A 22,948-nucleotide genomic window follows, 5' to 3' on the forward strand; every position below is an offset into this window, starting at 1 on the left:
TCGTTCTTGATTGGGATCATCGTAGCTCAGGCGATACGAAGTGCAATGCACGTGGCTCGTCGTCCCTGCGAACGCAGGGACCCATAACCACAAGAGGTTGTTGTTGTACGGGCTGGAGCTACAGCGCGGCATAACCACGAAATCCTGTGGCTATGGGTCCCCGCGTTCGCGGGGACGACAGAGAAATATTACTCCGCCGCCGTCGTCTCCGGCGCCTTGGCGCCTGCGCCATAGCGCTGGTCGATATAATCGATCACCAGCGCCTTGAAGTCGGCGGCGATGGTCGGCCCGCGCAGGGTGCGGAACTTCTTGCCGTCGACGAAGACAGGGGCAGCCGGCGCTTCGCCGGTACCGGGCAAGGAGATGCCGATATTGGCGTGCTTGGATTCGCCAGGGCCGTTGACGATGCAGCCCATGACAGCGACGTTGAGCGTCTCGACGCCGGGATATTGCGTTTTCCAGCCCGGCATTTCCTCGCGGATGAAATCCTGGATCGAGCGCGCCAGCTCCTGGAAGGTGGTCGAGGTGGTGCGGCCGCAGCCCGGGCATGCCGCGACCAGCGGCACGAAGGTGCGGAAGCCCATGGTCTGCAGCAATTCCTGCGCGACCTGAACTTCCAGCGTGCGGTCGCCGCCGGGCTCGGGGGTCAGCGAAATGCGGATGGTGTCGCCGATGCCGTCCTGCAGCAGGATGCCGAGCGCCGCGGACGACGCCACGATGCCCTTCGATCCCATGCCGGCCTCGGTGAGGCCAAGATGGATCGCATAATCCGAGCGCGAGGCAAGCGTCTGATAGACCGCGATCAGGTCCTGCACGGCGGAAACCTTCGCCGACAGGATCATGCGGTTCTTCGGCATGCCGAGCTCTTGGGCGCGGGCCGCCGACAGCAAGGCCGACTGCACCATGGCTTCGCGGGTCACCGCGCGCGCGTCGCGCGGGTTTGCTGACGCCGTGTTCTCGTCCATCAGCTTGGTCAGCAGCTCCTGGTCGAGCGAACCCCAGTTGGCGCCGATGCGGACCGGCTTGTTGTTCTTGTTGGCGATCTCGATGATGTCAGCGAACTGGGTGTCGCGCTTGTTCTTGAAGCCGACATTGCCGGGATTGATGCGGTATTTGTCGAGCGCCTCGGCGCAGGCCGGATATTCGGCGAGCAGCTTGTGGCCGATATAGTGGAAGTCGCCGATCAGGGGCGTGGTGATGCCGCGCTTGCGCAGGCCGTCGCGGATATGCGGAACGGCGGCGGCCGCCTCCTCGCGATCGACGGTGATGCGCACCATTTCCGATCCGGCGCGCGACAGCGCCGCGACCTGTGCGATCGTGCCTTCGACATCGGCGGTGTCGGTATTGGTCATCGACTGCACGACGATCGGCGCCCCCCCGCCGACGGCGACATTGCCGACCATGACTTGGGTGGTTTTATGCCGGGCGCGGGGGCCAGCGACGTCGTCTTGCGGAATTAGTTCGGGCTTGTTCATGGGGCCTCGAATATCAGGTTTTGATGACATTCACCAAGGGGGGCGCGAAAGGTCTGTGCGCCCCGTCACGCTTCGGATTTTTGCATTGTATATTCAATAGCTTAGGCCGGTCACGGCGGCCGGAAGCAGGGCAGTAATACCGCGACTTCCGTTATCCGCTATATTGGACAGGAATCGCCGAATTGAAAGGGCGAGCACCCTTCCCGGCCGCCTTTTCATAGCCCGATGCGGGCCCTAGCATCGGCCTCAAAATAACGGGAGGCCAACAATGTCGGGGCGCAACGGGCTCATCACCACGGCGGAACTCGCTGGAATTTTACACCAGCCCGATCTGCGCCTGTTCGACTGCACCACCTATCTCGAACCAGCGCCCGCAGGCAGCAACCTTCCCTACCTTGCCGTGCCCGGACGGCACACGTTCGAGGCCGGGCGTATTCCGGGGGCGGATTTTCTCGATCTGCAGGGCGAGTTCTCCGATCCCAATACCGAGCTTCGCTTCATGATGCCGGATGTTGCGCATCTCGAAGCTGCGTTCGGCCGTCACGGCGTATCCAACGGAAACCGGGTGGTGTTGTACAGCATCGGCTCGCCGATGTGGGCGACGCGGTTCTGGTGGATGCTCACATCGCTCGGCTTCGAGAACGCCGCGGTGCTCGACGGCGGGCTCGACAAATGGAAGCTCGAAGGCCGCGCGCTCGAAACCGGATCGGCGAAGGGATATCCGCCGGCCACATTCACGGCAAAACCGAGGGACGGATTTTTCGTCGACAAGCACGAAACACTCGCGGCCACTTCCGAACGGGGCACCGTCGTCGTCAACGCACTCGGTCCGCAATTCCACAAGGGCCTGGAGCCAAGCCGCTACGGCCGGGCCGGCCGCGTGCCCGGCAGCTGCAACGTCTCGGCCGCGACGCTGCTCGATCCCCAGACCAAGGCCTTCATCCCGCTTGCGGAAGCCGAAGCAAAATTCAAGGCGCAGGGCATTACGAAAGACAAGCGCGTGGTCGCCTATTGCGGTGGCGGCATCTCGGCGACGATCGACCTATTCCTGCTCTACCGGCTCGGCTACGACAACCTCACGCTCTACGATGGCTCGATGGGCGAATGGGCAAAGGATGCGTCGCTGCCGATCGAGACGGGTTGAAACCGATATCTCTCGGCGTCATAGCGAGGAGCGATAGCGACGAAGAGTCACGCCGGCAGGTTCGGATCCGGCACCACCTTCGGATCCGGCTTGTTCACGAGATAGAGCCCGGCGATGACAAGCAGCGCGGCGACGCCGAAGGCAATCGTCAGCGTATCGTTCAGGATGAAATAGCTGGCGGCGACGCCGAACAGTGGCGTGACGAAGGTGAAGGCTGACAGCTTGCTGGCTGAGTAGGTCTTCACCAGCGCGAACCACAGCAGGAACGTCAGACCCACCACCCAGAACGCCTGATAGGCCAGCAGCGCCAGCGACAGCGGCCCGGGAACGTGGGTGATGGTTTCGTCCGATATCCAGGCGGCAGCAGCGAGAATCGGGATCGACAGCGCCACCTGATAGCCGAGCCCCTTTTCCGCAGGCGCCTTGATCAGCGCGGTAGTCTTGACGATCAGCGTCGTGGTCGCCCAGAGCGCGCCGCCGGCGACGATCAGGAGGTCGCCCAGCAAGACCTTCGCGTCGACATTGGCCTGGGGGACGCCAATCGCCAGCGCGACCCCGGCGAAACTCAAAGCCAGACCGCCCCATTGCGGCGCCCGCAGCCGCTCGCCGAGAAAGACATACGAGCCGAGCGCGACGAAGAATGGCGCCGTATACAGAAACACCACGGCCCGCGACGCCGATGTCAGCTGCAGGCCGCGATAGATCAGCACGAATTCGATACCGAAGATCAGGCCCGCGCTCACGCCGGACCACAGCGTCCCGTCGCGCTCGAAGAATTTCACCCCGCGAAACCAGCCGATCGCGAGCAACACCGGCAGCGCGCCGATAGAGCGGCTCAATGCCTGCAGCATCGGCGGCACGTCCGGCAACACCAGCTTCACCGCGATCTGGTTGAAGCCCCAACTCAGGCACAGCATCAGCATCAAGGCGATGGCGCCCGGGGTGAGCGCACGCCCGGCGGAAGGTCCTGCTGGTTTGGAAGACATCGATCCTCATGGCCGGCCTGGCGCCGCCTTCTTGTTATTTTTGACAGTGAGCGCAGGTGCCCGCGATCTCGACGACGGAGAGCTTTGGCGCGAAACCCGACGCGCGCGCCGCCGCATTGAGGCTTTGCGCCACGGGGGCCGCGGGAATTTCGCCGACCGAGCCGCAATGATCGCAGATCAGGAACGCCACCATCGAGGTCTCGTCATGAGCATGATCATGCGCGCAGGCGAGGAAAGCGTTGCGGCTCTCGATTCTGTGAACGAGGCCGTTTTCCATCAAAAAGTCGAGCGCGCGGTAGACCGTGATCGGCGCCGGCCGCGGTATCGACTTGGCGAGTTCGTCGATCACCTCATAGGCGCCGAGCGGACGGTGGCTCGACAACAGCGCCTGCAGCACCTGGCGCCGGATCGGCGTGAATTTCTGCGCCCGCCGTGCGCAGACCTCTTCCGCATGCGCGATCGCTTCCGCAGTGCAGCGGCCGTGATCGTGGTCGGGCGCGGGAAATGTCGGCTTTGTCAGGGTCATCTCGGACTTTTGTAGCAGTTTGGCGGCCAATCCCAAAGCCCGGCCACCCGTTGGTTCCCAGCCATGTGCTGGAAGCGGATCAGGCCATTGTTAACTCGCCATGCAGAATTCATAAGCAAGCTTATTATATTGCAGGCTTATGGAGGCGAGGGCCATGCGCGGTTCCGTGGATATGAACTTCCTGTTTACGCTAGGCGAGGTGCAGCGGATGGTGCGCGCCTATGCCGACCGGCAGGCGGCGCGTTACGGCATCACCCGCGCGCAATGGGCGGTTCTGGCCAAGGTCGAGCGAACTGAAGGCCTGAAGCAATCGGAACTCGCCGAACAGATGGAGATGCAGCCGATCACGCTGACGCGGCTGATCGACAAGCTCTGCGACAATGGCTGGATCGAACGCCGCGGCGACGAGAACGACCGTCGCGTCAACCGCCTCTATCTGCGCAAGGCCGCGCGTCCGTTGCTCGGCAAGCTCGCCGGCCTTCGCTCCGAACTGACGGCGACCGCGCTCGACGGTATCAATCCCGCCGACGCCCACCGCCTGCTCGACCAACTCGACCTGATCAAGGAAAACGTTCGCAACGCGATCCAGCATCCGGCGAACGAACCTCCGCGAAAGGAACAGCGTTATGGCTGATCCCGTACTCAAATTTCCGCCCGAACAGAAGGGTAATCCCGCTTCGCCATTGTCGCGGCCGAAGCTCGCGGCCGAGCCACGCCGCCGGCTGATGGCCGGCATGCGACGTTACCGCCGCTTCCTGCTGCTGGTGGTGTTGCCGCTGGTCGCGCTGGTGGCCGGCGTGACGTTCTATCTCAACGGCGGCCGCTACGTGACCACCGACGACGCCTATGTCGGCGCGCAGAAGGTTCTGATCACGCCCGACATCTCCGGCAAGATCGAGAAGGTCGTGGTGAAAGAGGGCCAGCAGGTTGCTCCGGGCGACGTGCTGTTCGAGATCGATCCGGTGCCGTTCCGCCTCGCCGTGGCGCAGGCCAAGGCCAGCCTCGCGCAGGCCAACGTCACCTATGACAATTTGATCGCCGACCTCAGGATCTACGGCCAGATGAGCGAGCTTTCGCAGCAGGGCATGGATCTGAAACGGCGCGACGTCGAACGCAAGTCGGCGCTGGTGAAGAACAATTTCGGCTCGCAGCTCGACCTCGACAACGCTTCCACCGCCCTCGTCACCGCCAGCGCTCAGTTCCAGTTGCTGCAGCAGAAGATTGCGACCGCAAAAGCGCAACTGCTCGGCAATCCCGACCTGCCGCTCGGCGAATTCCCGCCCTATGCCCAGGCCAAGGCGGCGCTCGACCAGGCCCAGCGCAATCTCGACCACACGGTGATGCGTGCGCCGATGGCCGGCATCGCGACGCAGGTCGAACAGATTCAGCTCGGCCGCTTCGTGATGGCGGGCGCGCCGGTGTTCAGCATCATCGATACCTCGAACCCCTGGGTCGACGCCAATCCGAAGGAATCCGATTTCACCTACGTCGCGGTCGGCCAGTCCGTCACGCTCGAGGTCGATGCCTTCCCCAATCATTTGTTCAAGGGCACAGTCGGCTCGCTCTCGCCCGGCACCGGCGCGCAGTTCGCAATCCTGCCGCCGCAGAACGCATCAGGCAATTTCGTCAAGGTGGTGCAGCGCGTGCCGGTACGGATCTATTTCGACAAGAACGACAAGTTCGTCCGCAAGCTGAAAGCCGGCATGAGCGTCTACGCCACGATCGACACCAACCATCGCCGGTCGCTGTCGACCCTGCTCGGCCTGTCGCCGGCGGTGGCTAACCAGGACCACGAATAGCGCCATGGCGACGCCGGGCGCATCATCGGCTGCCGTTCCCGGCCTGCGCCGGAACATGGTGACGATCTGCGCCATGACGGCAACGATCATGCAGGCGCTGGACACCACCATCGCCAACGTCGCGTTGCCCTACATGCAGGGCACGCTGTCCGCCTCGCAGGACCAGATCAACTGGGTCCTGACCTCCTATATCGTCGCCGCCGCGATCATGACCGCGCCGGTCGGGTGGATCGCCAACCGCTTCGGCCGCAAGCGCATCTTCATCGTCTGTTCGGCCGGCTTCACCGTTGCTTCCGTGATGTGCGGGCTGGCGCAGGATATCGGCCAGATGGTGTTGTTCCGCCTGCTGCAAGGCGTGTTCGGCGCGGCGCTGGTGCCGCTGTCGCAGGCGGTGATGCTCGACTCCTATGCGCTGCATGAGCGGGCAAAGGCGATGGCAATCTGGGGCATGGGCGTGATGATGGGGCCGATCATGGGTCCGTCGCTCGGCGCCTGGCTGACCGAGACCTATTCCTGGCACTGGGTGTTCTTCGTCAACCTGCCGTTTGGCATCATCACCGTGCTCGGCCTCGTGATCTTCATGGACGAGACGAGGAAGGACGTCGCGCTGCGGTTCGACTGGTTCGGATTCACCGCGCTTGCGGTCGCGATCGGCGCGTTGCAGCTCGCGCTCGACCGCGGCGAGCAGCTCGGCTGGCTGGAATCCAACGAAATTATCGCCGAGTTCATCGTCTCCGTCATCGGCTTCTACTACTTCTTCGCGCATTCGCTGACCACGCAGCATCCATTCATCCAGTTCGCGCTGTTCAAGGACAAGAATTTCGTCGGCGGCTGCGTATTCATGGCCGTGATGGGGCTGGTGCTGTTCTCGACCATGGCGCTGTCGTCGCCCTTCCTGCAGAACGTGATCGGCTATCCGATCATCACCGCCGGACTTCTATTGGCGAGCCGGGGCTGCGGCACGTTCGTGGCGATGATGCTGGTCGGACGCCTGATGCGCCATATCGAGGCGCGGACGCTGATCGTCTCGGGCCTCGGCATCACCTGCCTGTCGCTGTTCTACATGACCGGCTGGACCGACCAGACCGGGGTGACCGAAATCGTGATCATCAGCGTGGTCCAGGGCTTTGGCTTCGGCCTGGTGTTCGTACCGCTCTCCACGGTGGCGTTCCTGACGCTGCCCAATCATTTGCGCACCGACGGCACCTCGATGCTGACCTTGATGCGCAATGTCGCAAGCTCGGTCGGAATCTCGCTCGTCATCTCGCAGCTGACGCAGGGCACGCGCTACACCTATGCGGTCCTCTCGGAGCATATCAACCCGTTCAATCATGCGCTGCAGATGCCCGCGGTGCGCGGCATGATCGATCTCGCCACCGACAAGGGCCGCGCCATGGCGGACATGATGCTCAAGGTGCAGGCCCAGATCATCGCGTTCTCGTACGATTACCAGATGGTGATGATCTTCACCGCTTGCGCGATCCCGCTTGCGATCATGATCGGCTCGACCAAGGTCGCCCTCCGTGCCCAATCGGTCGCGCCGGATCATGCCGTCATCGAGTAGTGTTGCGGGGAAATCTAGCGCGCCGCCATGAATATGCCCTTCGCACCGCTGAGCGCGCGGCGCGCGCGCGCCGCTGCATCCATGGTCTTCGCCAGTGTTACGGTTGGCACTTCGAGGCTAACAACGATATTCGGCGGCATGGCGTGCGCCAGCGCGACGAGATCGAGACCGCCTTCCCCAGGAAACATTCGCTCGTTCCGGGCGACGTGCATCATTTCTTCGGTCGACGTCGGCCGTTCGGTCGGGGCGTCGCATAACTGCCAATAGTGAAGCTTGCCGGCGGGTATCCCTGCAATGTCGCCGATCGCGCTCTGCGACCGGTCGAAATGCAAGGCATCCACGAGAACCCCGGCATTTGCATGCGGAACATGTTCGACAATTCGTCTGGCCGTCGCAAGATCAGGCACGGAAGTCCAGGGCATGAACTCGAGATCGGCAGTCAGCCCGTACGGCGCCGCAGCCTCGCAAAATCCGGCAAAACGATCCGCAAACCGGTGCAGATCGGGATCGTATGCCGCGACCAGAACATGCCTTGCGCGGAGGCGTGCACCCGCCTCGAAAAACGCTGAAAAGGCTGCGATCTCCGTTTCCGGCCGGATGGCAACCACCTCAAGGTCTGCGACCGTCACGCCGGTCGCATCCAGCCGCGCGATGGTTTCCCGCAAGGCCGCCGCATCCTCCATCAGCGGATAGGCGACGCCTCCGGGCATCGCGGGCAGAAGCCGGATTCCGACGTGATCGTAACCGCAGGCCGCGGCCACGTCGATCAATCCGGGCGGCGCAAGTTCGAGCGCGGTAAGCGCGGCAAGGGAGAATGACGGCATCACTCGACACTCGCGAAACGAACAGCGAGCGCGTCGGACACGGCAATAAAGGCAAACACGATCGCCGGTCCGAGCGTGATCCCCGGTCCGGGATAGGTTCCGCCCATAATCGACTGCATGTCGTTTCCGCAAGCGTAAAGGCCGACAATGGGCTGATCGCCGGCATCGAGAACGCGGGCGGCGTCATCCGTTACAAGTCCCGCCGACGTGCCGATATCGGAAGGATAAAGCCGCAGGGCGTAAAACGGAGGCGTCGCAATGCGGCCGAGGTTGGGATTGGCCCCACCCGTTGACGCATCGCCGTTGTGATTTTGATACACCGTGCTCCCCCTGGCGAATTCGACATCGCGGCCGGCGCGTGCGTGCTCATTCATCCTGTCGACCGTCGCGCGCAAATTGCCGGGGTCGATGTTCAGCCCCCGCGCAAGCTGCTCGATCGTTGGTCCGGCGATCAAATATCCGTCGGCGACGGCAGCCCTTGTTCCCCAGCCGCCGGGACGCACCATGCCGATACCATACTTCCTGACAGCTGCGGCATCCGCGATCAGAAACGCCGGGATGGCCGATTTTCCCTTTGCCAACATCTCCAGCGCAAACTGGTGATAGGAGATCGCTTCGTTGACGAACCGACGCCCGTTGCTGTCGACAACCAGCGTCCCCGGTTTGGCACGGTCGAGCACAAAATGCGGAAAGACCGCTTGTGATCCGTCGCGGCGCCGCCGGATCGATGCGGGCGCCCAGAATGCAGGGCTGACATCGCGCTCGCTGAGGCGCGCACCGATCTCGAGGGCCTTGTCCTGCGCATCGCCGCTCGAGCCCGGCGCAACGGACGACCAGCCGGCCTCGGTTCCAAGCGCGGCGATGCGTCGCCCGGCATGGCGGTTGAAACCGCCTCCAGCCAGAATCAGCGCGGCATTGACGCCGATCTCGCGCGATACTCCCTCAGATACCAACATCGCAGCCGTTACCGGGCCGCCAGGCTCCCGGATGATCTTCGCGAGCGATGCATCCGTCAGGATATCCACACCACCCTGACGCATCAATGAATACAGAAGCCGGCCGACCAGCGCATTACCCATCACGAGTCGCGCGCCCCTGCCGTAGCTCGCTTTGTCACGCGTGTAACGCGCAAGGAGCTTGGTGGAGTGCCACAACGATGTGACGGACCTCGTCGATGACAACAGATGACCGATATCGGTCCTGTCGACCATCATTCCGCCAAGCAGCGTGAACTCCGGCAATGGCGGACGAACCAGCTTGAACGCCTCGCCAAGCAACCTCCCGTCGAACGGGTACGGCTCCAGCGCACGCCCGGCCAGCGCCGCGCCCTCAAGCTCCGAGCGATAGTCGGGATGACGAACATAGGCCCGCAATTTCACTTCGGAATGATTTTCCAGAACCTCGATTGCCGCGGGACCCGCCTTCAGGAAGGCGGCGCGCAGCGCAACGTCGGCGTGGTTTCCGACGATCTGCTGCAGATATTTTTCGACGTTCGTCGTGCTATCGATCGCACCGACCGCCGACGCATGGCGCGTATTGGGTATCCAAATCGATCCCGCCGACAGCGCGGAGGTGCCGCCGACGAACCCGGTCTTCTCGACCAGCAGCGTTTTCGCGCCTTGAATGGCGGAAAAAAGCGCAGCCGACATACCGGCAGCTCCGGCGCCGATCACGACGACGTCGTAACCGGGCGAGACCTCGGATAATCGACGGCGGCGCAAGGACAGCTACCGGCAGCTATAACTCGAAGCCTGCTTTGTATCCCCATTGCCGTTCCATGTCGTCCGCAACGGATAGACGCAGGCGGGATAGCTGACGCTGTTGTCGCGCGACGTCAGCAGGATTTCACCGGGCGCGGTGTCCTTCTCGACCCAATCCACCAGCGCGGTGAAGAACTGATCCTGCTCGCGCGTCGGCGTCTGGTTGGCATTGCCGGGCAGTTTCGGCAGCGGCACGGTGTCGTTCTTGCCGCCGACGGTGTAGGCCCTCCCTTGCGAGCTATGCGCCGAGCCCGGCAGCAAATACATCCGCATGAACTTCCGCACCTCGGCGTGCCCGCCCATCGCCGCCACCACGCGCTCGTGATAATTGATGTTGCCGGCGGGCGGGATCGCGTCGTCGACGAGGCCCGTATAGACGATGACCTTGCGGCCGAGCTCGCGCAGCTTGCCTAGGTCTGGCTTGTCCGTGATGAGGTCGCTGAATAGCGTCGGCTGCAACGCCACGCCCTTGTTCACGGCGTCGGCGAGCCCGGCGTAATCCAGCTCAAGCCATTCATTTCGTACTCCCGTCGAACCATTCGTGATCGGATCACCTGACGACGTGCTGGCGTCGGGGGCGTAGCTGACGTCCTGCAGCGCCAAAGCGACGCCGTAGGAAGAAGCGCTGGTAATCTGGTTTCCAATGGCGGTGCTCTTGGTGAACGTCCACCAGAGCTGGTTCTTGCCGAGCGATTTGCCGGCCCGCGCGTCGGCGCTCTGCGCGGCATCGAAACTTCCATCGCTGGTGGCGCCATACCAGATCCGGTTCAGCGCGTTCGCCTCCTTGAGGCTCATGCAGGTCGCAGCGTCGGCATTATTTCCGGTGACCCCCTCGCCGGCTTCTCCCGCGCACAGCGCTTCGGCATCGCGCGCGGGATTGTAGTCGCAGGCAAAGGGATCGAGCAGGAACCCAAGCCCTGCCTTGTCGCAGGCGGCAACTGCGCGCTTGTTGGCGGCGGCGACCTTTGCGGCGAAGGCTGCGGCCTCCGCCTTGTTCGCCGAGGTGAAGCCGAGCTCGGTCTTCATCACGATCTGGGGATAGAGCCCCGCCGCGCCAAACTTCGCGATGCTCAGCGCCGGCTGCGCGATCATGTAGCCGTCGTACAGTTCGGGGTACTCCTGCATGAGCTTCATGCCCTGCCGGCCGCCCTGCGAATGGCCGTCGTAATAGGCATATTTCGGCGCCTTACCGTAATAGAGGTTGACCAGCGCCTTGGTCTTGACGGCCTGCTCGACCATCGCTCGCACGGAGAAATCGCGAAGCGATTCCACGTTGACCTTGCCGTCCGACAGAAACGCGAATGAGCCGTCCTGATACCAGGGCTGGCCCGCATCCGTCGTGCCCGACGCGTAGCCGATATTGGCGTTGACGATGGCCGGCACCTTGCTGCCGATCTTGTCCGCATAGCGATGCCCACCGCCGACCCATCCGCCGCCGCCATAGTTGCGGATGCGCTCGTTCCAGTTGGCATGCGTCGGCAGCCAGACCTCGATGCCGATGCCTTCCGACCAGGAGCGCGCGGTCTTGTCCTTCTCCGCCGTGGCGCCGGGGCCGACCAATAGCTTCACCAGGCAAAGATCGGCCGCCGCCGTCACGGGCTGCGCCGCGTCGGGCGCTTTCAGTTCCTCGCCCTTCTTCACCAGCCGAACCGCGATGACCGACGTTTCAGCGTCTGGACGAAAGGCGGCCTTGATGCCGTCATCGCAGGGCAACGGCTCGGCCAGCGCCGGCGTCAGATGGCAGCAGACGGCCAACAGCAGCGCCGCGGAGATGTTGGTTCCTCGCGTGATCGACATCGTTTCACTTCCCTTTTGATTTTCTTGTTGTGCAAGTCACGCCTTGGGCATCGTCAGCGGCCGCGATTCCCGCGTCTGGGCCGCCAGCCTGATCGCGGCGTTGGCGGCGCCGAAGCCCTGATAGTTGCGGCGCTCGACGATCTCGAAGAAAAACCGTTCGTCGAAAGCGTGGGTATAGACCTGGAAGAATTCGCCCTCGCCTTCGCGGTCGTAGAGAATCTGGTTGTCGCGAAGCGCGACCATGGTCACAGCGTCGAGGCCGTATTTGGCTTCGATGTCGTCGTAGTAATTGTCAGGAATTTTCAGGAAGCCTGCGCCGCGCGCGCGCATGTCGGCGACCGCAGCGAAGATATCGCGGCAAGAGAACGCGACGTGCTGGACGCCGGAGCCGAAGAATTCGTGGATGAAGCGGGCCGACAGCGTGCGGGTGGCGGATGAGCCGTTGAGCACCACGCGCAGGCCCTGATTGCCGTTGATCAGCGCCTGGCTCTGAACCAGTCCGACCGGATCCGCGATCTCCATCTGCGGCAGGCGTTCCAGATCGAGAATGCCGGTGTAGAACAACAGCCACGACAGCATCTCGTCATAGGGCATCGACTGCGAGATGTGGTCGACGGCATCGAGCCGATCGGTCGCCGCATCGCTGCGCAGCGGCTCGAAATCGAGGTCCCAGTTCTTGCCGGCATCTTCCAGGAAATACAGCAGGCTGCCGCCGACGCCGCGGATCGCCGGAATCTCGAGTTCCCCCGGCCCGACTGGCTGGTAGAACGTCCGCGCCTGCAGCGCTTCCGCCCGCGCCATGGTGCTGGCGGCATCATCCACGTCAATGGCGATGGCGCAGACGCCGGGGCCGTGCGCGACAAAGTGCGAATGCGCAAAACCGTCCGGCTCGCAATTGATCACGAGGTCGACATGGCCCTGCGACCAGCGTTCGACGTCCTTGCTACGGTGAGCGCCGGTCTTGCGAAAACCGAGCTGGCTGAACAGCGCGGCAAGATCGTTAGCCTTCTCTTCGCTGACGGCGAATTCGATGAAGCCGACGCCGCGGCTGCGCGCCTTCGGCTGCAGCGGCATGGCCGGCGCGCCCGATGTTGCGCCGCGGACGTCATCCTCGAGCAGGATGAGCGAGCGTAGCCCGTCGGTCGCGGTGCGGACCGCGGAGCCCGCGCGAAACTGGTCGTTGAAGATTTCGAGCGATAGCGGACCGGCATAGCCGGTGGCGAGCACGTCTTTCACAAACTGCGCGACCGGCAGGTCGCCCTGGCCCGGGAAACAGCGGAAATGCCGGCTCCAGGACAGCACGTCGAGGCCGAGTTTCGGCGCGTCGGCCAGCTGCACCAAAAAGATCTTGTCGGCCGGGATCGATTGAATCGGCAGCGTCGGAAACGACGGCGCCAGCGCATGAAAGCTGTCGAGAATGACGCCGATCGATTTGTGGTCGGCGCGCCGCACGATCTCCCAGGCGTCGCGGTAGTCGTTGACGTGACGCCCCCAGGCGAGCGCCTCATAACCGACACGCAGTCCGCGCGCCGCGGCGCCCTCACCCAATTCGCGGAAATCGCCCGCCGCGCGGTCGATGCCGCCGAGCGAAGCCGGAGAGATATTGCTGCAGATCAGCATCAAGTCGGTCTGCAATTCCTGCATCAGGTCGAACTTGCGCTCGGCGCGGGCAAAGTTGCGGGTGCGCTGCGGCTCCGGCATGCCCTCGAAGTCACGGAACGGCTGGAAGGCGCAGATCGACAGCCCGAGATCCCGGCACATCTGGCCGACGTCGCGCGGGCTGCCGCTGAACGACAAGAGGTCGTTCTCGAAAATCTCGACGGCATCGAAGCCGGCCGCGGCGATCGCGCGCAGCTTTTCGTCGAGCGCGCCGCTGAGCGATACCGTGGCGATCGAGCGCTTGTTCATGCGACCTGCTCCATGATCCGGCCCGGGGATATGCGGGCGCCGGTAAGCGCCGCTTCGCGCACGGCCTCGACCACGGCAAGTGTCCCCATGGCGTCTTCGACGGAAATCAGCGGGACCTCGCTTCTCGCAATCACCGCACAGAAATGCCGGAGTTGCTCCACCAGCGGATCTGCCGAGGGCACATCGACCGTGGTGCGGGAGAGTGGCGTATACCAGCCGCCTTGGCCCGGATACGACCACAGCTCCATGGTGGGCACCGACAGCGCCCCCTTGGTGCCGGCGAACAGATAGCAAGGCTGGTCCTGCTTCGGATAGGCCGCGTTCTCGCCCGATGACAGTTCCCAGCTCCATGGCGCCGGCGTCGCATCCGACAGCGTTACCGTGCCAATCGCGCCACCCGCGAATTTCAACAGCAGGCCCGCGGTATCCTCGACGGCAAAGCCGCGCGCTCTGTTGGAGGTCATGGCCTGAACCTCTGAAATCTCGCCGCAGATGAAGCGCAGATTGTCGATGTCGTGCACCAGATTGATCAGCAGCGGTCCGCCGCCTGCCTCGCGCCGCCACGCGACATCGAAATAGTCGTCGGGCTTCTTCAAGAGCCACAGCCCGATGACCGCGGTAAGCTCGCCGATTTCGCCGCCGGCCACCTTGTCGCGTATCGCCTTGATCCGGGGATTGTGGCGGCGATGGTGGCCGACCAGAACCGGCACGCCGGTTCGCCGCACCATTTCGGCGAGGCGCTGCGCGGAGGCCACCGTATCCGTCACCGGCTTCTCGACCAGCGCCGGCACACCGCGCGCAACGCAATCCAGCACCATCCCCAGATGCAGCGCGTTGGGCGATGCGACGATCATGCCGTCGGGAGCTTCCCGCTCCAGCAGGGCGCGATGATCGGCATGCCAGGGAATTTGTCGCGATTCAGCGAACACCTTCGCTTCGGGCGACGGATCGGCGATCCCCGCCAATGTGCAATCCGGCGATGCCGCAATCAGCTCGATGTGCTTGCGGCCAATCAGGCCCGCGCCCGCCACGCCGATCCGGATCGCGCCGCTCATGCGGCAGTTTCCGTCATGGCGCCGCCCAGGAACAATTGCCCGATGCGGGGATCGTTCAGCACGCGCTGCGCGGTGTCGACAAGCCGGGTCTGACCGAGCTCGAGCACGATGCCGTAATCGGAAATCTCCAGCGCCGAGCGGGCGTTCTGCTCGATCATCAGGATCGACACGCCGCGGTCGCGGAGATCTTTCAGAATGTTGAAGGTCTGCTGCACCATCAGCGGCGAAAGCCCGATCGACGGCTCGTCGATCAGCACCAGTTGCGGATTGAGCAGTAGGCCGCGGGCGACTTCGAGCTGCTTCTGTTCGCCGCCCGACAGCGTGGATGCCTGCTGGGTCGCCTTCTTGCGCAGCACCGGGAACTTGTCGAGCGCGGCCTCGATCCGGTCAGGCAGGTCCGTGATATCGCGCCCGGCGACGACAGCGCCGAGCTGGATGTTGTCGCGCACGGAAAGCTCGGGGAAGATATTGCGGCCCTGAGGCACGTAGCAGATGCCTGATGTCAGCAATTCGCGCTGGCTCAGCCCCGTGACGTCGCGCCCTTTGAATACGATCCTGCCTTCGCGCAACTTCAACAGGCCGAAAATCGCCTTGAACACGGTGGATTTGCCGGCGCCGTTCGGGCCGATCACCGTGGTGATGGAGCCCGCCGGCACCGAAAAGGTGGTGCCGTTGAGGATCGTCATCTTGCCGTAACCGCCGACGAGGCCTTGAACATCCAGGATGGCATCGTTCATGGATCGATCCCTCAATGGCCGAGATAGGCTTCGATGACGGCGGGATTGGCGCGGACTTCGGCCGGCGTGCCCATCGCCAGCATCTTGCCTTCCGCCATCACCATGACGCGCGTGCACAGCGACATCACGAATTCCATGTTGTGCTCGATCACGACGAAGGTGGCGCGCCTCTCGCGGTTGATCGCCGCCAGCCGCTCCTTGAGATCACCGAGCATGGTGAGGTTGACGCCGCCGGCGGGCTCATCGAGCAGCACCAGCCGCGGCCCGCCCATGAACGCCATGGCAGCATCGAGCAGTTTCTGCTGGCCGTAGGACAGGCCGCCGGCCGCTTCGGTCGCGAGATGATCGAGCTTGAAGAAACCGATCATCTGGTCGGCCGCCGCTGATAATCCGGCGTCGGAAGGGCCGAACAGCCGCGACATCATATTGCCCTGATGCTCCTGGCCGGCGAGGATCAAATTCTCCCGCACCGACAGCTTGGGAAACACCTGCAAAAGCTGGAAGGTGCGGCTGACACCGAGACGGTTCAATTCGGACGGCCGCAATCCGGTGACGACCTTGCCGTCGACCTTCACCTCGCCGCCGGTCGGCATGAGCTGGCCGAGGATGCAGTTGAAGAGCGTGGACTTGCCGCAGCCGTTCGGGCCGATCAGGCCGAGGATTTCACCCTCCTGCACGTCGAAGCTGACGCCGTCGACGGCCTTGATGCCGCCAAAGCTCTTCCTGATGTCGCTGACTTCGAGGACCGCGGTCATGGCGCCGTCTCCAGCCGGGATTTGGCGACCGCGCGGAGCGCCGATGCCGCCTTGGTGCGCCGCTCGGCCAGATAGCGATCGAGGCTGCCGAGAATGCCGGTCGGCGAATAGATCAGGAGCAGCATCACGGCGACCGCGTAGAGCATCAGGTAATAGCCCTGCGTGAAGCGCAGCCACTCCGGCAGCAGCACCGCGATCATCGCGCCGAGGAACGGCCCGAAGAAGAATCCGGAGCCGCCGACGATCACCATCATCAACAGATCGAGCGAGAGCGAGAGGTTGAACGGAACCGGATCGATATATTGCGTCAGCGGCGCATAGAGCGTGCCGGCGACGCCACCGAGCGCCGATCCGATTGCGAACGCCATCAGCGTATAGCGCCGGGTGTCGATGCCGAGCGACAGCGCCCGCACCGGATTTTCGCGCAGTGCCACGAAGGCGCGGCCCCAGGGCGAGCGGATCAGCCACCACATCGCCAGCGAGACGAGCGCAAGCGAGCCGAGGCAGAAATAATAGAACGGCAGCGGACGGTTGGTCGCGAAGCCCAGAACATTGGGCCGCGGAATGTTGGAGATGCCGTAGATGCCCTTGGTGAGCCAGTCCTCGTTGCGGAACACCAGGAAGGCCAGCGTCGAGAAAGCCAGCGTGACGAAAGCCAGATAATGATGCTGCACGCGCAGCGCCGGATAGCCCAGGATCCAGCCGATCGCAAAACACAGCACGATGGCGACGCCAAGCGCGGCCACCAGCGGCAGGCCCTGGGTGGTCATGATCGCCGCCGCATAGGCGCCGATGCCGACGAATGCGCCCTGCGCCAGCGAGACCTGGCCGGCATAGCCCAGTGTCAGGTTGAGCCCCATCGCGGCGATCGTCATCACCGCCCACTGGCTCAGGATGAACAGGCCATAGCGGTTGAAGTTCATCGGCACGATGATCAGGGCGGCGATCACCACGACGCCGAGCGCGATGCGCAGATATTTCCCTGTGGCGGTCATACCGTGCGCTCCTCGGGCCGGCCGAGCAGCCCCTGCGGACGGAACAGGATGATGACGATCAGCAGGATCAGCGGCACCGCGGCGCGGTACTGCGTCGACACATAGGCGGCTGACAGATTGTCGACGACGCCGATCAACAGCCCACCGGCGATGGCGCCGCGCACCTGGTTGAAACCGCCGACGATCGCCGCGATGAACGCCGCCTGCCCCAGTATCTCGCCGGAGGAGAATTTCGCCAGATAGATCGGCGTGATCAGCAGCGAGGCCAGCGCGACCAGAAAGGCGTTGATCAGGAAGGTCAGCAGGATCATGCGCTCGACCGGCACGCCGATGATGCGGGCGACTGTCGGGTTCTGGGCGGTCGCCTGCATCTGGTGACCGACCGAGGTGCGGTTCAAAAGCGCGGTCAGGCCGATCACCACCGCGATCGCGAGCGCGAGCACGCCGAGGCTCTGCAACGAGACCACCCGGCCGAGGATCGAGACGTCACCGGCCGGCACGATGGAGGGGAACGGCGACGCTTCGGCGCTGAAGAACTGCTTCACCGCCTCCTTCATGCCGATCGCCAGCGCCATGGTCGCGATCGCCAGCGGCAGCACGCCGTGCCGCAGCATCGGGTCAACCAGCAGCAGCTTGAAGCCGAGCCCCAGCAGCAGCAGCGACAGCAGGATGCCGAGAATGATCGCGAGCCAGAACGGCGCGCCGGCATGCATCACCGCCAGCATCAGGAACGCCGGCAGCATCACGAATTCGCCTTGCGCGAAATTGATGGTTTGCGACGTCTGCCACAGCAGCATGAAACCGACCGCGACGAGGGCGTAGATCGCCCCGGTCGCAAGGCCTGCCACGAGCAAATCGAGCAGATTGGACATGCTTCTCCCTCACCGTCACAGGTGGACGATATCAATGCTGTTTCGCAATGACTGATCGCGACGGGGGCGCGTTCTTCCGCGCGCCGCCCGGGCCGTGGCTCAGTTCAGTTTTGGCAGCACTTGCTTGACGACCTGTTTGCCGTCGACGATCTCGACCAGAAAACCCTGGCGATCGATGTCGCCCTTCTCATCGAAGGTCACATCCATCAGGATGCCGGGCTCGCTCGCGGCCTTGATGGTGAGGCCGTGCAGATTGTCGGCGAACGCCTTGGCGTCGACCTTGCCCATCTTCTCGGTGGTGGCCTTGATCATGTAGATCGCGAGATAGCCCTTCAGCCCGTTGTGATCAGGCACGTAATTGTACTTCTTGACGAACTTTTCCCGGAACGCCTTGATCAGGTCGACCGGTGCATCGGTGGTGAGGCCGACATGGCCGCGTGCGCCGTTTGCGGCATCGCCGGCGAGTTCGACGACTTTCTGGCCGACCAACGTCGTCTCGCCCATCAGCGGCACGGTGATCGCCTGGCGCTTCAGCTCCTTGAGCATCCGCGCGCTTTCTTCCTCGTTGACATAGACGAACACCGCATCGGGCGCCGCGGCCTTGATCTTGCTGACGTCGGCGGCGAAGTCGGCTTGTCCGGCTTCCGTGGAAATGTCAGCCGCGACCTTGATGTTGTATTTGGCGAATTCCTTGGTGATGACGTCGCGGCCACCCTTGCCGAAATCATTGTTGACCCAGACGATCGCGACCGATTTCGCCTTCAGCTCGTCGTTGATGTATTTGGCGACCTTCGGCATCGAGGATTGCTGGCCGAACGACGTGCGGAACAGGAATTTGTTGCCGCCTTGTGTCAGTTCGGCGGCCTCGCCGCCCATGATCTGCGCGATGCCGGCTTCCGCGGCGAGCGGCGCGGTGACCTTGACCGATCCGGAGTAGCCGGGCCCAAGCAGCACATAGGGCTCGCTATCGAGCGCCTTCTGCACCTGCGCACGCGCGACGCCGGGATTCGATTGCGAATCCGCGTGCGTGACTTCCAGCTTGCGGCCGAGCAACCCGCCCTTGGCGTTGATCTCCTCGATCGCAAGGTCGATGCCGTTTTTCCAGTTATTGCCGACGGTGGCGCCGCCGCCGGACAGTTCGGCGACATTGGCGAGCTTGATCGGCGCACCTTGCGCGAATGCGGCTGCGGCCGACACGGTGGCAAGCAGGAATCCTGCGAAAAATCCAGATCTCATTTCCATCCCCTCTTCTCGTTACAATTAAGCGGCCTTGTGACCGGCCGCGTTCTTTGATTTGAGCATGATCTTTTCGGAAAACCGGTACCCACTTTTCCGGATCATGCTCTAGGCTGCGTTCACTTTAGCGTAGCGTCTGGCCATCACGGCGTCGAATGCATTTCCCATCTCGGCGGCCGATGGCTTCAGCCCCGTGAACAGTTCGAAGGCGTCCGCGGCCTGATAGATCGCGAGCTCACGCCCGGTCATGACCTTGGCGCCCTTTGCCTTTGCAGCGTTCAACAGCGGCGTCCAGAGCGGCGTGTAGACCGCGTCGGCGACCCATATGTCCTGATGCAGCAGGGCGTCCGGAACGGGCGTGCCGCGGTTCGGCAACATGCCGACCGGTGAACCGTTGACGACCCCGGTGGCGCCGCGCATGGCGTCCTCGACGCTGTCGACAACACTTGTCTTGCCGCGTTTCCCGATCTGGCCGGCGAGTTGCGTAGCCTTGGCGCGGTCAGTGTCGAAGATCCTGATCTCGGCGACGCCGATCCCGGCCAGCGCAAAGGCAATCGCCTTGCCGACGCCGCCGGCGCCGATCACAGCGACCGTGCTCTGCGCGGGGTCACGGACAAGCTCGGTGATTGCCCGGGCAAATCCCGTAGTGTCGGTGTTATGTCCGGTCAGCCGGCCATCGCGGACCACGACGGTGTTGACCGCACCGATCGCCTGCGCGCCCGGCGACAGTTCGTCGAGCAGGGAGACCACCGCCTCCTTGTAGGGAAAGGTGACGTTGACGCCGGCAAAGCCCAGGCGTCGCACGCCGTCCAGCAGCAACCGCAGCTCTTCGCGCCCGGCACCGGCAACCTCGATCAGCTGGTAGTGGCAATGCGCGCCGAGCGCTTCGGCGGCCCGCTCATGCATCGCGGGCGACGCCGAATGCGCAATCGGCGCACCGATCAGGCCGGTGAGAAAGCGGCAGTCGGCGGGAGCAAGCGGTCGGGCGGCAGGGCTCATGATCTCGTCATCGGGCGCAATGCGCGTTGGCGGCGGCGGTCGGTTCGGGATAGGCCCCGACCCGGGCAGACGATAGCGCTTTGCTGACCTAACACAATTACCCATTTATGCCGGATAGATAACATCATGTTATTTCTTACGCGGCCTGGAATCAGGCTTGCGCGGCGCCGCCTTGCCCGGCCCCACCGCCCGCATTTCCGAACGCAGGCATTCGATGAAATGTTCGATGTGCAGCGACAGCGGCGCGCCGCGCTTCACCGCAATGTAAGTGTCGAACCTGGTCGGCTCGACGATCCTGAGCAATTCGACGCCGGGATAGCCGCCATGGGCGACGGTAAACTGGTCGATCACGGCAATGCCTAGTCCTGCCTTGACCAGCGCGCACACGGTGGTGCCGAAGCGCGCACGGATGGTGATGTCGTAAGCGAGTTTGTTGCGCGCAAATATCTCCGCCATGATCCGCCCGTAGGGATCGTTGGGATCGATCCCGATCAGCGGATAGCGGATGATTTCCGCGGCCGAGACCTGCTTGCATCCGGCAAGCTCATGCCCCGCCGGCACGATGCAGAACAATTCGCCCGACGCCAGCGGCAGAAAGTCGAGGCCGGGATGCTCAAGCCGATAACTCATGGCGACGCAATCGCCGCGGCCCAGCAACAGGTAATCGACGGCCTCCTCGATCTTGAGGATGTTGATGTCGATCCGCAATTCGGGATAGCGGCGCCGGACCCGCTCGATCGCGCGCGGCACCATGACCTGCGAGATGCTGGGTACTGAGCCGATGCGCAGCTCGGACAGATCGCCGCGTCCGATCTTGGAGATGATCTCGGAGAGGTCATCCATCTTCTCGTAGACACCGTTAATCTGCTCGAAGATGTTGCGGGCTTCGGGGGTCGGGAAATAGCGCCCGTTCTGGCGCTGGAAGAAGCGGACGCCCAGCGACTTCTCGGTGTACTTCACCAGCCGGCTGATGCCCGGCGCCGACACGTTCAGAAGCCTCGCAGCCCCGCCGATCGTGCCGGTCACCATCACGGCGCGGATCACCTCGACCTGGCGCAGCGTCATCATGTGCGAAGTCTCGCCTGTCGCTGGGTGCGGCTGCGATGTGATTGCAGCTACACGTCGAAGAACACCGTCTCTTTGTCACCCTGCAGATGGATATCGAAACGATAGACGGCATTGCCGCCCGGCTGCCGCGTCGCGATCAGCGTGGTGCGGCGATCGGCCGGCACCAGCGCCAGCACCGGATCGGCGGCGTTGGCGGCTTCGCCGTCGAAATAGATCCGGGAATAGAGATGCAGCAGCATGCCGCGCGCATAGACCGCAAGCACGATATGCGGCGCCTGCGGCTTGCCGTCGGGATCGGGCACGATGCCCGGCTTGATGGTGTCGAAGGCGTAGCCGCCCTTTGCATCGGTGCCAATGCGGCCGAATCCCTTGAATGACGTATTCGTCAGCGCTCGCTTGTCCTGCGGATCGGAGAAGCGCCCCTGCGCGTCCGCCTGCCAGATCTCCAGCATGCAATCCGGCACGACCGCGCCGTCGCCGTCGAACACCTGTCCTTCGATGCGAATGCGTTCGCCCGACGTGTCCGACGTCACCAGGTTGTTGTTGAACGCATCGTTCCAGTCGTATTTGCCGTTCGGCGTCAGGCCATAGGCGAAATACGGACCGACGGTTTGCGACGGGGTGATGCCGTCTGGCCTGGTCTGTTGCACTTAACTGTTCTCCATCGGCGTGGCGTTGCGCCCACGCAGCACAATGTTGAAGCGGTAGCACAGCGCCCAATCCGGCTTGGTGTTCTCCAGATCGAACGACGAGATCATCCTGTTGCGCGCCTTCTCGTCGGTGACCGAATTGAAGATCGGATCGAACGGGAACAAGGGATCGCCGGGGAAATACATCTGCGTCACCAGACGCGACACGAAGGAGTGGCCGAACACCGAGAAGTGGATGTGGGCCGGCCGCCAGGCGTTGTGGTGATTGCCCCAGGGGTAGGCGCCAGGCTTGATGGTGACGAAGCGGTAATAGCCCTGCGCATCCGACTGGGTGCGGCCGGCACCGGTGAAATTCGGATCGAGCGGCGCGGGATGCTGATCGACGACATGGACGTATCGGCCGCAGGAATTGGCCTGCCAGAGTTCGACCAGCGTGTTCGGGACGCCGCGGCCGTCTTCGTCGAGCACATGGCCGTGCACGATGATGCGTTCGCCGATCGGTTCGCCCTTGCCCTGAACGGTGAGATCGTGATCGTTCTCACGCACCGTCTCGTGGCCGTAGACCGGCCCGGTCAATTCGGACAGCGTGTGCCGCATCGGAATCAGCGGCTTGGAGGGCGAGCGCTTGACCGTGCTCTTGTAGGCGGGCGACAGCCGCGGCGGGTGCGCCGCGAGACTTTGCACTGGATAGACCAATGTCATGACCAACTCCTCCCTCGCATCGCGCCGTTCAGCCGCGCTGCCGATCATTATAGGACATAACTAATTTGGGAAAGAGCCATTTCATTGGACTTGTTC

Annotated in this window: 21 protein-coding genes; 4 read left to right on the forward strand and 17 right to left on the reverse strand. The window is 63.5% G+C overall.

Going from position 1 to position 22,948, the window contains the following annotated elements:
• Positions 1–188 precede the first annotated feature (188 nt).
• Positions 189–1,475, reverse strand: coding sequence for a flavodoxin-dependent (E)-4-hydroxy-3-methylbut-2-enyl-diphosphate synthase (gene ispG, locus JQ624_RS00830; RefSeq protein WP_212416935.1), 1,287 nt, complete (start codon positions 1,473–1,475; stop codon positions 189–191).
• 268 nt (positions 1,476–1,743) lie between these two features.
• Here ispG and JQ624_RS00835 point away from each other — a divergent pair, with 268 nt between their 5' ends.
• Positions 1,744–2,619: a sulfurtransferase gene (locus tag JQ624_RS00835; RefSeq protein ID WP_212416936.1), complete on the forward strand. Its 876-nt coding sequence runs from the start codon at positions 1,744–1,746 to the stop codon at positions 2,617–2,619.
• 47 nt (positions 2,620–2,666) lie between these two features.
• Here JQ624_RS00835 and JQ624_RS00840 read toward each other — a convergent pair whose 3' ends face one another.
• Both JQ624_RS00840 and JQ624_RS00845 read right to left on the reverse strand, forming a co-directional pair.
• Positions 2,667–3,605: a DMT family transporter gene (locus tag JQ624_RS00840; protein WP_212416937.1), complete on the reverse strand. Its 939-nt coding sequence runs from the start codon at positions 3,603–3,605 to the stop codon at positions 2,667–2,669.
• 34 nt (positions 3,606–3,639) lie between these two features.
• Positions 3,640–4,131, reverse strand: coding sequence for a Fur family transcriptional regulator (locus tag JQ624_RS00845; RefSeq protein WP_212416938.1), 492 nt, complete (start codon positions 4,129–4,131; stop codon positions 3,640–3,642).
• A gap of 139 nt (positions 4,132–4,270) precedes the next feature.
• Here JQ624_RS00845 and JQ624_RS00850 point away from each other — a divergent pair, with 139 nt between their 5' ends.
• Genes JQ624_RS00850 through JQ624_RS00860 form a run of 3 tightly spaced genes read left to right on the forward strand, consistent with a single transcriptional unit; the run spans position 4,271 to position 7,494 of the window.
• Positions 4,271–4,765, forward strand: coding sequence for a MarR family transcriptional regulator (locus JQ624_RS00850; protein ID WP_212416939.1), 495 nt, complete (start codon positions 4,271–4,273; stop codon positions 4,763–4,765).
• Positions 4,758–5,930 (forward strand): HlyD family secretion protein, encoded by a 1,173-nt coding sequence (locus JQ624_RS00855; protein WP_212416940.1) that lies wholly within the window; start codon positions 4,758–4,760, stop codon positions 5,928–5,930. Before JQ624_RS00850 ends, JQ624_RS00855 begins: the two co-directional genes overlap by 8 nt.
• A 4-nt stretch (positions 5,931–5,934) precedes the next feature.
• Positions 5,935–7,494, forward strand: coding sequence for an MDR family MFS transporter (locus JQ624_RS00860; protein ID WP_212416941.1), 1,560 nt, complete (start codon positions 5,935–5,937; stop codon positions 7,492–7,494).
• A 14-nt stretch (positions 7,495–7,508) separates the two neighbouring features.
• On the opposite strand, the gene JQ624_RS00865 is transcribed toward JQ624_RS00860, so the two are convergent.
• The 14 genes from JQ624_RS00865 to pcaH form a co-directional block, all read right to left on the reverse strand.
• Entirely contained in the window at positions 7,509–8,318 is an 810-nt protein-coding gene (locus JQ624_RS00865; protein WP_212416942.1) for a sugar phosphate isomerase/epimerase, read from the reverse strand.
• Complete coding sequence (locus JQ624_RS00870; protein WP_283816888.1) at positions 8,318–10,039, reverse strand: FAD-dependent oxidoreductase; 1,722 nt, start codon at positions 10,037–10,039, stop codon at positions 8,318–8,320. Before JQ624_RS00870 ends, JQ624_RS00865 begins: the two co-directional genes overlap by 1 nt.
• 6 nt (positions 10,040–10,045) lie before the next feature.
• Positions 10,046–11,875, reverse strand: a complete 1,830-nt coding sequence (locus JQ624_RS00875; protein WP_212416944.1) for a tannase/feruloyl esterase family alpha/beta hydrolase — start codon at positions 11,873–11,875, stop codon at positions 10,046–10,048.
• Positions 11,876–11,911: 36 nt separating this feature from the next.
• Positions 11,912–13,783 (reverse strand): bifunctional sugar phosphate isomerase/epimerase/4-hydroxyphenylpyruvate dioxygenase family protein, encoded by a 1,872-nt coding sequence (locus JQ624_RS00880; RefSeq protein ID WP_212416945.1) that lies wholly within the window; start codon positions 13,781–13,783, stop codon positions 11,912–11,914.
• A complete protein-coding gene (locus tag JQ624_RS00885; RefSeq protein ID WP_212416946.1) occupies positions 13,780–14,838 on the reverse strand; it encodes a Gfo/Idh/MocA family protein in 1,059 nt (352 codons plus the stop codon). Before JQ624_RS00885 ends, JQ624_RS00880 begins: the two co-directional genes overlap by 4 nt.
• Entirely contained in the window at positions 14,835–15,575 is a 741-nt protein-coding gene (locus JQ624_RS00890; protein WP_212416947.1) for an ABC transporter ATP-binding protein, read from the reverse strand. The genes JQ624_RS00885 and JQ624_RS00890 overlap by 4 nt, the downstream gene beginning before the upstream one ends.
• Before the next feature lie 11 nt (positions 15,576–15,586).
• Positions 15,587–16,330: an ABC transporter ATP-binding protein gene (locus JQ624_RS00895; RefSeq protein WP_212416948.1), complete on the reverse strand. Its 744-nt coding sequence runs from the start codon at positions 16,328–16,330 to the stop codon at positions 15,587–15,589.
• On the reverse strand, positions 16,327–17,325 hold the full coding sequence (locus tag JQ624_RS00900; RefSeq protein ID WP_212416949.1) for a branched-chain amino acid ABC transporter permease: 999 nt from the start codon (positions 17,323–17,325) through the stop codon (positions 16,327–16,329). The genes JQ624_RS00895 and JQ624_RS00900 overlap by 4 nt, the downstream gene beginning before the upstream one ends.
• The gene (locus tag JQ624_RS00905; protein WP_212416950.1) at positions 17,322–18,197 is read right to left on the reverse strand and encodes a branched-chain amino acid ABC transporter permease; all 876 of its coding nucleotides are present in this window, start codon (positions 18,195–18,197) and stop codon (positions 17,322–17,324) included. Before JQ624_RS00905 ends, JQ624_RS00900 begins: the two co-directional genes overlap by 4 nt.
• A 99-nt stretch (positions 18,198–18,296) precedes the next feature.
• Positions 18,297–19,433 carry an ABC transporter substrate-binding protein gene (locus JQ624_RS00910; protein WP_212416951.1) on the reverse strand — a complete coding sequence of 379 codons (1,137 nt, stop codon included), beginning with the start codon at positions 19,431–19,433 and terminating at the stop codon, positions 18,297–18,299.
• Between the two features lie 108 nt (positions 19,434–19,541).
• Complete coding sequence (locus JQ624_RS00915) at positions 19,542–20,432, reverse strand: shikimate dehydrogenase (protein WP_212416952.1); 891 nt, start codon at positions 20,430–20,432, stop codon at positions 19,542–19,544.
• A gap of 129 nt (positions 20,433–20,561) precedes the next feature.
• Entirely contained in the window at positions 20,562–21,500 is a 939-nt protein-coding gene (locus tag JQ624_RS00920; protein ID WP_212416953.1) for a LysR family transcriptional regulator, read from the reverse strand.
• A gap of 47 nt (positions 21,501–21,547) precedes the next feature.
• The gene (gene pcaG, locus JQ624_RS00925; protein WP_212416954.1) at positions 21,548–22,150 is read right to left on the reverse strand and encodes a protocatechuate 3,4-dioxygenase subunit alpha; all 603 of its coding nucleotides are present in this window, start codon (positions 22,148–22,150) and stop codon (positions 21,548–21,550) included.
• Positions 22,151–22,852: a protocatechuate 3,4-dioxygenase subunit beta gene (gene pcaH / locus JQ624_RS00930; protein WP_212416955.1), complete on the reverse strand. Its 702-nt coding sequence runs from the start codon at positions 22,850–22,852 to the stop codon at positions 22,151–22,153.
• Positions 22,853–22,948: the final 96 nt, after the last annotated feature.

It is taken from the genome of Bradyrhizobium sp. AUGA SZCCT0283, from assembly GCF_018130385.1.
Taxonomy (GTDB): Bacteria; Pseudomonadota; Alphaproteobacteria; order Rhizobiales; family Xanthobacteraceae; genus Bradyrhizobium.